The 13,490-nt window shown below is 69.5% G+C and carries 8 protein-coding genes and 1 pseudogene; 6 read left to right on the forward strand and 3 right to left on the reverse strand.

Annotated features, from left to right (window positions below; translation table 11 throughout):
- A complete protein-coding gene (locus BGK67_RS02435) occupies positions 1-2,325 on the forward strand; it encodes an FtsX-like permease family protein (RefSeq protein WP_069918336.1) in 2,325 nt (774 codons plus the stop codon).
- Positions 2,326-2,862: 537 nt separating this feature from the next.
- A complete protein-coding gene (locus BGK67_RS02440; RefSeq protein ID WP_208948643.1) occupies positions 2,863-3,432 on the forward strand; it encodes an SRPBCC family protein in 570 nt (189 codons plus the stop codon).
- A 275-nt stretch (positions 3,433-3,707) separates the two neighbouring features.
- On the opposite strand, the pseudogene BGK67_RS39760 reads toward BGK67_RS02440, so the two are convergent.
- A pseudogene (locus BGK67_RS39760) lies at positions 3,708-3,975 on the reverse strand (site-specific integrase); the annotation flags it as partial.
- Positions 3,976-4,818: 843 nt separating this feature from the next.
- Here BGK67_RS39760 and BGK67_RS02445 point away from each other — a divergent pair.
- Positions 4,819-6,459: a PLP-dependent aminotransferase family protein gene (locus BGK67_RS02445; RefSeq protein WP_244291111.1), complete on the forward strand. Its 1,641-nt coding sequence runs from the start codon at positions 4,819-4,821 to the stop codon at positions 6,457-6,459.
- A 1,045-nt stretch (positions 6,460-7,504) separates the two neighbouring features.
- On the opposite strand, the gene BGK67_RS02455 is transcribed toward BGK67_RS02445, so the two are convergent.
- Entirely contained in the window at positions 7,505-7,882 is a 378-nt protein-coding gene (locus BGK67_RS02455) for a hypothetical protein (protein ID WP_079153956.1), read from the reverse strand.
- Between the two features lie 40 nt (positions 7,883-7,922).
- Between BGK67_RS02455 and BGK67_RS38220 the strand changes: the two genes are divergently transcribed.
- Positions 7,923-8,222, forward strand: coding sequence for a hypothetical protein (locus BGK67_RS38220; RefSeq protein WP_141753993.1), 300 nt, complete (start codon positions 7,923-7,925; stop codon positions 8,220-8,222).
- A gap of 288 nt (positions 8,223-8,510) precedes the next feature.
- The gene (locus tag BGK67_RS02460; protein WP_069918340.1) at positions 8,511-11,627 is read left to right on the forward strand and encodes an ATP-binding protein; all 3,117 of its coding nucleotides are present in this window, start codon (positions 8,511-8,513) and stop codon (positions 11,625-11,627) included.
- A gap of 338 nt (positions 11,628-11,965) precedes the next feature.
- Here the strand turns inward: BGK67_RS02460 and BGK67_RS02465 are convergent, their stop codons facing one another.
- A complete protein-coding gene (locus tag BGK67_RS02465) occupies positions 11,966-12,316 on the reverse strand; it encodes a hypothetical protein (protein ID WP_069918341.1) in 351 nt (116 codons plus the stop codon).
- 145 nt (positions 12,317-12,461) lie between these two features.
- Here BGK67_RS02465 and BGK67_RS02470 point away from each other — a divergent pair, with 145 nt between their 5' ends.
- Entirely contained in the window at positions 12,462-13,472 is a 1,011-nt protein-coding gene (locus BGK67_RS02470) for a non-homologous end joining protein Ku (protein WP_069923569.1), read from the forward strand.
- Positions 13,473-13,490 lie beyond the last annotated feature (18 nt).

Raw genomic sequence — 13,490 nt, forward strand, 5'->3', positions numbered from 1 at the left:
GTGCGGGCCACTCTGCGCTGGGCGCAGGCCGACTTCCGCGCACACCGCGGGGAAGCCCTCTTCGTCGTCCTGGCCAGCGCCGGGGTCATCGCCTCGCTCCTGCTGGCCGGTGCGCTGTTCAGCTACGCCGCGAACCCCTGGCAGCGCGTTTTCAACCAGTCCCAGGGCGCGCACATCTGGCTGCACACCCGGGGCGGGGCGGACATGGACGCCCTGTCCGGCGTGGACGGCGTCGCGGCGCTCTCCGGTCCGTACCGCACGGCGGCCACGACGGTCGAGTCCCGTGGCACGCGGGTCGGGGTGACGCTGCGCGCGGCCGAGGCGGCGCCCCCGGAGACGGGGCGGCCCCTCGTCACCGCGGGCGGTTGGCTCGCCCGGCCGGACGACGGGGACCGGGACGGCAGTGTCGTACTGGAGGATTCGGTCGCGCGGGCGTTGTGGGCGGAGCCGGGCGACACGGTGCGCGTCACCGGACCGGACGGTGCCCCGCACGTGCTGCGGGTGGGCGGGATCGCCGAGGTGGCCGAGCCCCGGTACCAGCCGGGCGGCGGACCCGGCATCGGCTGGGTGCTCCCAGGCACGCTCGACGAGATCGCCCGGGAAGACACCGGGCGGAGCGTGGGGCTGCGTTTGGAGGATCCGGGCGACACCGACTTCATCGTCCAGCGCGCGGTGACCGTACTCGGCGCCGACCGGGTGGCACAGGTCACCAAGTGGCAGCAGGCACGGGCCGAGGCGGGCGGCGACGACCGGCTCCTGGGAAAGATGTTCGCCGTCTTCGGACTCGGTGCGCTGCTCGCGGCGGCGCTCGCCGCGTCGGGAGCCATCGGTGCCCGCGTCCGCGGCCAGCTCAGGGACATCGCCGTCCTCAAGGCCATCGGTTTCACCCCCGGTCAGGTGACCCGCGGCTTCCTCGTGCAGCACCTGGCCTTCGCGCTCCTCGGCGTGGCCCTCGGCACGGCGGCCATCGCCCTTATGGGGGCGCGGATACCGGGGCGGATCGGTGAGGCGGCGGCGGTCTGGCAGGACCTCCCCGGGCACACCGCGCTGATGATCGGCATCCCCTGCGGCGCGGTACTGCTGATCGCCGCCGCCACGGGCCTCTCGGCCTGGCGGGCAGGACGCGTGCCGCCGGTTCCGGTGGCGCGGGCCGCGCTGCCGTCCGCCGCGCCGATGACCGCACTCGGCAGGCGGGCTCTCGGGATGCGGGTGCCTCCGGCCCTGGTCCTGGGGTGGCGGGCGGCGTTCGCGCGGGGCGGCCGGACGCTCGTACCGGTGGCCCGGCTCGCCCTGCCGCTGCTCCTCATCACGGTCGCGCTCGTCGCCTGGTCGACGCTGGACCAGTTCCGCAGCCGGCCCGCGCAGGTGGGACGCCCCGCCGCACTGACCGTACGGGCCGATCAGCCCGCCGGGCCGTCGGACTCGGAGCTGGAGAAGACCCTCGCGACGGTCCCGGACATCGCCGCGGTCCATCCGGGCGCGGAGATGGCGGCGCTCGTACCGGGGCAGACCGGCACCATCACGCTGCGCGGGCTGGGGACGGCTCGCCACCCGTATCCCTCGACCGTGGTGGAAGGGCGCGCGGTCGGCGGCCCGGACGAGGCGGTGGCCGGGCAGGGGCTGCTGGACCTCCTTGGAGTCCGGGTCGGCGACTGGGTACGGATGACCGTCGGCGGACGGCCGCAGATCCTGCACCTCGTCGGCCGCACCATCGAACCTGAGTCCGGCGGCCGGGTGATCACCACGACCCTCGACGCCCTGCGGGAACGCGAGCCGCAGCTGCGCCCCGCCTTCCACGCCCTGGTGCTCCACGAGGGGGCGGACCCGCGGGCGGTGAGCGGAACGCTCGCCCTGGCGGCGGGCGGAACGCTGGAGATCAGGGAGACGCCCAATCCCGCCGACCGGCTGGAGCCGGCACGCGGAGTGATCGCCGCACTGATCGCGGTACTGGCACTGATCGGGCTGACCGAACTGCTCACGCAGATCAGCACGGGCGTACGCGACCGGGGCCGGGACCTGCTCGCGCTCAAGGCCATCGGGCTGACGCCCCGGCAGATCGGGGCGATGATCGTGACGGCCGCCGGTCTGACCGCGCTCGTCTCCGCGGTGGTGGGGACGGCGGTGGGTGCGCTCGCCGGCAGCTGGCTGGTGGACACGCAGGGCGCGTCGAGCGGGATCGGTGCGGGGATCGCCCGACTGCCCTCCCTGCCGGTTCTGGTGATGGTGGTCGTCGGAGCCGTACTGGGTGCGGTGGCGGCGGCGGCGCTGCCGGCGACACGTGCGGCGCGGCGGCGCCTGGCGGACTCGCTGAGCGAGACGCTCTGACCCCGAGGAAAACCGCGATCCCCAGGGGGCATCAGCTCCGGTCGCCCAGAGGTCGGGGTCGGTGGGTCTGGTGCGTGCGAGCCAGGGCGGCTTCCCCTCGAACGCCAGGTGGTGTACGTCGAAGCTCTGCTCCCCCACCCCCCTGGTGTTTTCGACGCGGGCGGACAGCCGGGCGATGCCGCGTTCCAGGGGTTCTCCGGTGACGTCCAGGGCGTGGGAGGGGCGTTCCGGGCCGGCCATGCACACGAGGCAGACTCCGCCCAAGGGCTCTGGGTAGGCGTTGTAGCCCGGAACGGAGAGTCCACCACCTCCGCGAGGGCTTCCCCGCCGCCCGGAAATGCACGTGGTCCACGAGACGATCTACCAACCGGCGCCATCGGCGCACGCAGACACGATGAGAATCACGAATCCCCAGGCGGCGGGCACCCCCACACTGCGTAAGCTCATCAATGCGTACACAGCTCCCACGCTGAACTCATCCTCTGAACCCAACCGCAGATCACACGCCTGCCCTTTACTTTACGGACACAGAATGCAGTGCCCTCTGCCGCGGAGCACGACGAGCAGTACAAAAGCACGCTGTCCCACACCCAGAAGGAGAAAAAGTTGCGCCCCATGAAATACACCGTCTCCATCGAGATCGCCCTACCGCGGGAGAAGGTGGCCCAGCTACTCGCCGACCCGGCACAACTGCCGAAATGGCTGCGGGGTCTGGTGCTGCACGAGCCGCTGAGCGGGGAGCACGGGCAGCTCGGCACCAAGTCGCGGGTCGTGATGCAGATGGGCCAGCGGAAGATCGAGTGCACCGAGACCATCACACGCCGGGAACCGGCAGACCTGCGCGAAATCCCCAAAACGAGCGTCGTTCACTTCGACCGCGAGATCGTCGGCGAGGGCATGTGGAGCGCCGTGCGCGACCGGCTGACCGAAGCCGGCCCGGAAACGACACTGTGGGAGAGCGAGAACGAATACCGGTTCAGCGGCTTCCTGATGAAGCTGGTGGGACTTCTGATGCCCGGTGCCTTCCGCAAGCAGTCGCGACAGCACATGCAGGACTTCAAGGCGTTCGCCGAGCAGGGAAAGGACGTCCGCGAAGCGAAGGACTGATCTGCCGTTACGGTCAGGCATCTGACGGCGAGGCGTGTTGATCTTCCCTTCGTTCACAGATGACCGCTGGGGCAAGCTCCACCGGCGCTGTGTGAAGATGACCGATGCCGAAGGCGGCGAAACCGCGCTGCGGCGCGCGAAACGCTCCGCAGCCATCCAGGCATCCGTCCGGAGGGGCTGGCAAATCCGGGCCACGCTCACCCGTCCGAGCCGGCGCCGCTGTAGCTCAGCCTGCCTCAGGGCCGCGAGCCACCAAGCCAACGCCCAGACCTGCTTCAGCGGCGGCTGTCTCCGGGCGCGAGCAGACTCGTCAACTCGGCGAGAGCCTCGGCGGACGGTTTGAAGCACCGCCGGACGTTTTCCACATTCTTGGGCCTCGACTTCGCCATCAGCGTCGGAAGGCCTGCGCCGTGCTCGGCCCGGTGTCCGGGCACACGTCCCGGCTGCTGAGCACCTTGCCGGGAGCGGGGCGGCGGTTGGTGTCGAAGACGGTCCGCGGGTCCGGCCTCTGAGCAACCGTGGCTGCAGCCGGCCGGGACCCGCGGGGCACCGACGGCCTGGGCGGGGATGACTTCCTTTCGGGTGTCACAGCCGTCCGTCGTGCAGCCCCCGGTTCAAGTGCTTGTACAGGTCCCGCTTGTAGCCCTCCGCGGCCCGACCCCGACTTCCTGTCGCCGAGGGCCGTCGACTCAGCTCCCTACGGCTAGCGGGCGACGGCAGACTCTCAGCCAGGGCCAGGGCCAGGGCCAGGGCCAGGGCCAGAGCCAGGGCCAGGGCCAGGGCGGGGGCAGGGGCAGGGGCAGGGGCAGGGGCAGGGGCAGAACATCCTGGACGCCACCACCCCCTCCTCCAGGCCCTGCGCACCGGCATCGACACCCAGGCCCTCGACGGCTTCACGCCCGCAAAGCGGGCCCAGCTCGGCAGCCTCCGCGACCGCCTGGTCACCAACCTCCAGAATCCGGCCGCACCACCCTCGCACTCCGCAGCCTGACCGCAGGTGCGGACATCAGTTTGACGGCCCGCGGTGCGCCGCCGTCGCCGACCGGCGCGGAAACGTCACTCCCAAGGGCACCCTTGAGGGATTGAATTCAAACCCGAATCACCTGAACCGGGTAAAAGGAATTCGGTGTGGACGGACCGGAAAGCCGAGGGCTGCACGGCACATATCCTGTGTGCCGCGAGGCGCCTGGGCATCGGCTCTACCTTCCGGTGGCTGCTGTTCCGCTGTTCAGCGCTCTGGCGGCCGTTGATGCGGCTCCTCGTACGCCGGGCGCCGCGCCCTCCTCTGTCCCTTCGGATCCGAGCGTTGCCGATTCGATTGCCGTCCGTGCATGACCTGCACGCGGCGGCCGTTTCGCGGCATCGCTCAGAATCGGACACCTCATGATGACCGAGCGCACAGGAACCCCCGTGGCGGTGCCGCCGACCAACGACGACTACCGGCTGGGCGCCGACGCCTACACCGACGAGCAGCGGATCGCGGTCCTCGCCAAACTGGAGGGATATCTGGGCGAGCAGCGCGGTCGCCTTCTGGGGTACCAGGTGAATCTGTCGCTCGACGGCCACGCCGCGCTGGGCCGGTTCCTGGGCTTCCACCTCAACAACATCGGGGATCCATTCGTCGACAGCCACTACAGCCTGCACTCACGGTGGCTGGAACGGGCGGTCCTGGAGCACTACGCCCGACTGTGGCACATCCCGCTACCCGAGGATCCGGACCGGCCGCGCGAGGGGGACGGGTGGGGGTACGTGCTGTCCATGGGCAGCACCGAGGGCAACCTGTACGCGATGTGGAACGCGCGGGACTACCTGGACGGCAACGCCCTGGTGCGTGACGAGGTCTCCGGAGACGCCAGCTGCCGCACCAGCTATCTGCGGGCCCGGCACCCCGACGACAACCCGAACGCGTACGTGCCGGTGGCGTTCTTCTCCCGGGAGACGCACTACTCGCACATCAAAGCGATGCGGGTGCTGGACATCCCAACCTTCTACGACCTGGGCGGAAGCCTCTACCCCGGTCAGTGCCCCATCGACGTGTCCGGCACCGGAATGCCGACGTACAACGGCTGGCCACTGGGCGGAGTCCCGACCACTGGCGGCGACGAGGGGCCGGGCACCGTCGACGTCGACGCCCTGGTCGCCGTCGTGGACTTCTTCGCCGCCAAGGGCCACCCCGTCCTGGTCAACTTCAATGTCGGCAGCGTCTTCAAGGGCGCCTTCGACGACGTCCAGGGCGCCTGCGAACGTCTGCGACCGGTCTTCGCACGGCACGGACTCGTCGACCGCACCGTGCGCTTCGACCCCGACGACCCCGACCGCGTCAGCACCCGCAACGGCTACTGGATCCACGTCGACGGAGCCATGGGCGCCGCCTACGCCCCCTACCTGGAGAAGGCCCGCAACGCCGGCCTCACCGACACCGCGCCCCCGGTCTTCGACTTCCGGATCCCCGAGGTGTCCTCCATCGTCACCAGCGGCCACAAGTACCCCGGAGCGCCCGTCCCAACCGGGATCTACATGTCCCGCGCGGGATCCAAGCTCCGCCCGCCCTCCGACCCCGCCTACGTCTCCTCCCCCGACAGCACCTTCGCCGGCTCCCGCAGCGGCTTCGCCTCCCTCGCCATGTGGAACCACCTCGCCCAGCTCAGCGAAGAACAGCAGATCCGCCAGGCCGCCAAAGTCTCGCGGATCGCCCAGTACACCGCCCGACGCCTACGCGAACTCAGCGACCAGCTCCGCGAACGCGCAGAACCGTGGGCCGAGGACGGCATCGAGGTCGGCCACGCCGACCACGCGCTCAGCATCTGGTTCCAGCAACCACGCGCCGAAATCACCCGCAAATACTCGCTGGCCTGCATGCCCCTGACCATCGACGGCCGCCGCCACGACTACAGCCACGTCTACGTCATGCCACACGTCACCCAGCAACTGATCGACGAACTCCTCGAAGACCTCTCCCAACCCGGATCCTTCGACCGCTCCAACGACCCCGACGCCCAACGACCCCCACCCCCCCACCAACGCTGACCCACAACCACCCGCCAGCCCCACCCCACCCGAACGCCGCCGCAGTCGAGCCCCCGCCGAACCCGGGCACGTCATCGACAGACGCGTCCAGGCGCACGTACCGGATCGGATACCGGTGGCCCCGCCCCGGTCGACGGAGGTGTCGGCGCTGATCTCCGCGACGAGCCCCGGCTGGACGAGGGTGGCGTCCAGGGCATCGCGGGTGCCCCATGCCGTGGTGAACTTCGCGCCGGCCAGGGATGGCCGGAGCCGGCGGGGGTCAGGTGTTCGGCGAGCTGGCGGGCGGCGTCGGGGTGCGGCGGAACCGTGCGGCCGATGGGGCGGAGGCGGCTGGGCGGATCGTGGCGGCCGAGGATGAGGAGTTGAGGGTGTGTGAGGGTGCCGGTGATGGCGCCGATGATCGCTTCGGTGGTCTCTCTGCGTCTTGCCGCGGCTATCAGCACCGCACTCGCCTGGCCGCCCTGGAGGATGCGGAGCGGTGGAGGTGACTGTCCGTCGCCGGCCCCCGGCCTCACGGGCGGCAGACTGCCATTCGGGACGTTCTGATCGCCGACCCGGCTCTGGCCCGACGACGGGCCGCGGCGATGGTCCGGCAGGAGTACCGGGCCAGCCCGTACGGGTCCGTCCTCTAAGCGGTTGTGGATCCGGTGTGGGCCGCGTTCGGCACCGGCCGGACCCGCCGCCTTCGCCGAGGTCTCCACGCGCATCCTGCTGGACGTCCCCTCCGCCTCCCCGTGACCCAGATCCCGCGGGAACTCAGCAAGCAATGATTGAAGCAGTGCGGTCAGTCATGACTCGACCTTCTCAGCAGCCAATGACACTCCAGACGCCCAGAGCGGTGTCAGTACTCGCCGATATTTCCTGGCGCGGTGATCAACAACTGCCGCTGAGACTCGTCGACAAGCGGTCTTCGTTCTGGCCTACGGACGGCACCGGGCGCCGCGCCCCGCCGTGAACCTGCTGGCGTGCCCACCAGCCGGACCGGGCGCTGGCCTCTCGGCCTCGGCTGCCCCGTATCTCCGGCGGGGTCTCCGCGGCCGGAGAGTCACTTCCCGTCGGTGATGTAGTAGTCGTCCTTGAGGTATTCCAGGACGTAGCTGCCGAGGTCTTCCTCGGAGAAGGTGGCGGAGGACCTGACCGATTCGAGCGGCATCTCGATCGTGTCGAGGGTGCGCACGTGAACGCGTTGCGGATCGACCGTCGCGGTTCGCAGGGCATTCTTCTGCTCGGGTGAGATCATCTGGAACACGATGGCGTACGTCGTCGTGCACGGACCGAATCCCTGGTCCTCTGCCTTCTTCGCGCCTGGCCCCGCCACTTCGCAGACCGTCCCGATGTCCTCACGGCCGAGGCCGTGGAGGTACTGCTCGTACCGCTGGATCGCGCGCTCCTTCGTCCTGGGCGCGGGCCGGTCAGCGGTCACCGGCGGCGCAGGCTGCTCGGTTCCGGCGGATGCGGACGGCGTGCCCGACGGTGCGTTCGCCGATGTGGACGCGGACGGCCGCGAAGGCTTCGCGTCGGCGTTCTCCTTCGCTTCGTCCGGACCGCACCCGCACGTCGTCAGCGCCACGCATGCCGATACCGCTGCCACGCTCACCATCGTTCGCGTCTTCATCAGATCCCCTCCACCAGCCGACTGCCCATCAAGAGTCACGCACGATCATGCCGGACGGTTCCCGGCCCCCGACCCGCTGTTGCCAAAGGACCTTGCCTCCTTGCCGCGCTCGCGTCGGTTCGATCTTCTTCGTGGTTATGCGGCGTGAGCACAGGGGACCGGACCCGAGCACGTCTTGTAGCTGAGTGTCGGGACGGCAGCTGAGTCCGCCGTCGTCGGGTTTCTCCGCAAGGCGGTCAGAATCGGCCCCTGGCGAGCTCATGGGCGCGGAGGCGATCTTCCGGTACCAGGCGGTGCAGCCCGCTGCGGGACTGCCCTAGAGCGGGACTCGCTGCTCAAGGGTTCTTCGGCGCAATTTCCTATGCTCGCCGGACGACATCCGCCTCCATGCGACAGCATGTCCATACAGCCGGTGGCGTACCGAAGGGTCTGACAGATGGCGGGGCGGGGGCCTTCGAGGCAGGAACTGATTCGGCGACGGCGTTCCGTCGGCTTCATCGGGCGGCAGGGCGAGGTCGGCGCGTTCCGCGACGCACTCAGACAGTCCCCGGAGGAGGCGGCTCAGTTCCTCTTCCACGTGCGGGGCCCGGCCGGGGTCGGCAAATCAACCCTGGTGCGGCAGTTGGAGACCATCGCCCGCGAGGCCGGGGCGGTCACCGCGTACGTGGACGAGTCTGTCGCGGACGTAGTCGAAACGATGGAGGTCGTCAGCGCGCAGTGCGCCCAGCAGGGCGTGGCGCTGAAAGGATTCGACAAACTGCTGGCCACCTACCGCCAGCGCCGGCACGAGGCCGACGCGGGATTGGCCGCAGCCGCGGCAGCCTCGGACCCGGCGGTGGGTGCCGCGCCGTCCGCGTCCCCCTCCCCGTCCAGCGTGATCGCCTCGCAGGTGGGTCTCGTCGGACTCGGCATGATCCCCGGCGTCGGCGCCTTCACCGGAGCCGTGAACCCGAACCAGGTCGCCGCCGGCGCGGACCGCGTCAAGGCCCTTCTCAGCACCCGGCTGCGCAGCCACGGCGACGTGGAGCTGGTCTTGTCCCCACTCGACGCGCTGACCCCGGTATTCCTCGAGGAACTCACCGAGGTGGCGCGCCGGCACCCTTGGATCGTGCTGTTCTTCGACACCTACGAGCGCACCGGCCCGATGCTCGACACATGGCTGCGCGACGTTCTGGGCACCGAACGGTACGGGGAACTCCCCGCCAACGTACTGGTGACCCTCGCCGGTCAGTCCCGGCTGGCCGCCCGTACCTGGGAGGACTGGCACGACCTGGTCACCGACTGGCCGCTGGAGGTCTTCACGGAGACCGAGGCGCGCCGGCTCCTCACCGGCAAGGGGGTCACCGACGAGCGGGTGGTGGAGGTGATCCTGCGTCTCTCGGGCCGGCTGCCGGTTCTGGTCTCCACCCTGGCTGAGACGCAGCCGGCAACGGTGGACGAGATCGGGGACCCCAGCGGCACCGCCGTTGAGCGGTTCCTGAAGTGGGAGCCCGACCCCGCCCGTCGGGCCGCCGCCCTGGCCTGCGCGTTCCCGCAGGAGCTGGACGAGGACGTATACCGGGCGGCTGTCGAGGAGGAAGCGTCCGAACTGTTCGGCTGGCTGCGGTCGATGCCCTTCGTCACCGATCGTTCGGGCCACTGCCGCTATCACGAGGTAGTGCGCGGAGCGATGCTGCGCCTGCAGCGCAGGCAGTCGCCGGTCCGCTGGGAGCAGCTCCACACCCGGCTGGCTGATGCCTTCCGCCACCGCCGCGAACGCCTCGAGGCGGCAACTGCCCCAACCGCGGGGTGGTGGGCGGACGAGACCTGGCGCGGTCTCCGCTTGGAGGAGACCTACCACCGGCTCTGCGCTGATCCCCGCGCCGCCCTCCCGGCCGCGCTGCGCGAACTCGTCGATGCCTACGACCACGGAATCACCACCCTGCGCCGCTGGGCCGTAGCCCTGGCCAGGGCGGGCTACGACGCGGACTCCCCAGAGCTGACGGGGCGGGCTGAGGACCTCCGCACGGCCCTGGATGAGGCTGCCCCGGGCATCGCCGCCCTGACCCTGCTCCTGGCCCGCCCCGGCCTGGAGCCCGTAGGCCGAGCATTGGCTCTGACCCTCCGAGGCCGCGACCATCGCGTCGCCGGGGACTACGAGCGGGCTCTGGCCGACTACACCCAGGCCATCGCCCTGAACCCACTGGCGGAGCGCGCCTGGTACGGCCGGGCCTTGACTCGACAACTCACGGGGAATGACGACGCGGCGATCGCCGACTACACCCGGGCCGTAGAACTCAATCCAGGCGACGCCCTGAGCCTGGTCAACCGGGGGACTCTGTACCGCGTGGCCGGAAGGTATGAGGAGGCCCTGGCAGACGTCGACCGTGTGTTGGAATCCACTCCGGACCATCAGTCGGCAATCAGCGCACGCGCCGGGATCTGTCATGCGCTCGCCCGTTACGAGGAAGCCTTGGACGGCTTCACGCGCCTCCTCACGATCGCACCCGAAGACGAGGCTCAGACGTTGGCGAGCCGGGGTGGCACCTACGAGGCGATGGGGCGTTACGAGGAAGCCTTCGAGGACTTCGGGCGTGCCATCGCGCTTGTCCCAGACCTCGTCTGGGCCTTCACAAGCCGTGGACACACTTACCGCAAGCTGGGGCGATACGAGGAAGCCTTGGCCGACTTCACCCGGGCAGCTGAGCTGAGTCCCGACAGTGCCTGGCCCGTCGCGAACAGAGCCGAGACCTACCGCCTGGCGGGGCGGTACGAGGATGCCCTGGCGGACTACACCCGTGCCCTCGAGCTCGACCCCGGGTCTGCCTGGGCCTTCGCCGGCCGTGGCATCACCCTCCAGTCGATGGGGCGGCACGACGAGGCCCTCGCCGACTTCGATCACGCCATCGCGCACGATCCGGACTTCCCAGGGAACTTCCACCTGCGGGGGATGGCACGAGCCCATGTCGGCCGCTTCGAGGAGGCTCTTGCCGACTTCGTCCGACTCCACGAGATCAGTCCCGACAACAACTGGGCCGTCAGGAGGAGGGGCGATTGCCATCGCGTGCTGGGCGCGTATGAGGAAGCCTTGACCGACTACGATCTCTCAGTCGAACTCCGTCCCGCCAGTGCCTCTACACTCACCGCCCGCGGTGTCGCGCACCGCTTGCTCGGCCACTATGCCGAAGCGCTCGCCGACCTCACCCGGTCCATCGAGCTCGACGCCGATGACGCATGGACTCACTACGAGACGGCCGTCGCCATGTCCGCGCTCGGTCACCCGGACTGCGACCACCACCTGACGCGTGTAGTGGAACTTCTGGGTTCTCCCGCCGCCGGGAAGCGCGATGCTTTCGAAGCGGACAACCTCGTCCTGGCCTACTGCCTTTGGGGGCGCTGGGAAGAGGCCGAGCAGTGTCTCGCGGAATTTCTGGAGGCCGCTGAGCCTCGTGGGCAGGTGCGCTTGCTGATCATTGCCCTCCGCAGCCTCGTCCCCGTGATCCCGTCGACCGAGCCTCGCCTCGCGGTGTTCTGCCAGATGCTCGAGGAGAGGCTCACCGTGCCTGCCCAATAGCGCCCTCATACCCCACGGTGCGCGTGGGGTGCCCGAGGGGCGGATCGGCCTCGTGCAGCGGGGGCGAAGCCCTACGCGATGAGCAGCGGCGGCGCCAACGACAACTTGATCAACCAGCTGATCAAGCCGCTCCTTGAGGCCCCCGCTTCCCTGACGCCGGCAGCACTCATCAAATCCTGCAAACCGTCCCATGTCGATCAGCTATCGAGCAGGCCCAGCTCACTGTCGGGGCGGCAAAGCGGGCAGGCAGGCACCGAAGGTGCGGTCCGCAGGACGGCGTATCACAAGGAGCTGGTCCAGGGCCGGCGGCAGGGGCAGCAGTGGTTCCGGCATGACGGCTACGCCGCCTCGGATACTTCCGCAGGCCGTGCCTGCCGCTTCAGCTGCATGCGGCTCTTCACCCGGATCTCGGTGGGGACGCTCTTCCAGTGGGGGTGGTCGACGACCGCGATCGACAGCTTCCGGATCTCGGCCCACATCCGGTCGACCGTCTGCTTCTGCTCGTCTGTCCAGCCCGGGCTGTCGGGAACGTCGCGGCGGTGTGAGTACCGTTCACCGCGCTCCCACCCCGTCAGGGGGTCCACGCTCCAGGGCAGTGATGCCAGGTATGTGCGGTGCTCGGCGTGAGCTCGGTGCAGGCGCTCCTGCAGCTGGAGGAGGTCGTCGGGGAAAGTGCTCTCGTCGGTCACGCTTGAATCGTAATTGCGTTCGAATCCGGATGGGAAGTCGGCGCTCCGGTTCGTGGCCCGTTCGGCGGACCGGCTGAGGGCGCCGGTGGTGCGGACGGGGCAGGCGTCGTGAACTGGGAGGAGGACAGCAGAGGAGGTGGCGTCCGTGGCGCGTCCCGTATGGGCCGGAAACTTGTCGTTCGGGCTGGTCAGCCTGCCGGTCGGCCTCTACACGGCCACCGACAGCCACACCATCCACTTCCATCAGCTGCAGCGCGGAACCTCCGACCGGATCCGCAACCGGCGCGTCAACGAGCGCACCGGCGAAGAGGTCGACCTGTCCGACGTCGTCAAGGGCTACGACACCGGCGAGGGCGAGTACGTGCTGGTCGAGCCGAAGGAATTGGACGAGATCGCCCCCGGCCGCTCGCAGTCCCTGGAGATCACCGGGTTCGTCGACCTGGACGACATCGAGCCGATCTTCTTCGACGAGACCTACTACCTCGGACCGCGCGGCAAAGGCTTCGAGAAAACCTACAGCCTTTTCGAGCAGGCCCTCGCCAAGACCGGCAAGGCCGGCATCGCCACCTTCGTCATGCGCCAGCACGAATACCTGGTCGCACTCAAAGCCGAAGACGGCCTCCTCACCCTCCACACGCTGCACTGGGCGGATGAGATCCGAAACCCGAAGGACGAGATCGACGGCCTCCCCGGCAAGGCGAAGGGGACGGCCAAGGAAGTGCGGATGGCCGAACAGCTCATCGAAGCCATGGCCATGACCTGGGATCCGGGCCAGTTTCACGACACCTTCCAGGAGAAGGTCGCCGCTCTGATCAAGGCCAAGCAGAAGGGCGACACGGTCGAGAAGGCCGAGCCGGCCGCCGAGCCCACCGGCGCCGTCGACCTCATGGAGGCCCTGCGCGCCAGCGTCGACCGCGCACGCAGCCCCAAGCCCGCCGGCGAGAAGGCCTCGACCCGCACCCGCGCCACTGGTTCCGGTGCGGGCAGCGCCAAGAAGCCGGCGGGTAAGAAGCGCATCCGCTCGTCACCGAAGAAGCAGGACTGGGATGCCCTGACCAAGGCCGATCTCTACAAGAAGGCCACCGCGGCCAGAATCCCCGGCCGCTCCCAGATGAGCCGCCACGATCTCGTCGACGCCCTCAAACACGCTTCCTGAGACCAGCGCGGCTGTCCG

The sequence above is a fragment of the Streptomyces subrutilus genome (assembly GCF_001746425.1).
Lineage (GTDB): Bacteria > Actinomycetota > Actinomycetes > Streptomycetales > Streptomycetaceae > Streptomyces > Streptomyces subrutilus_A.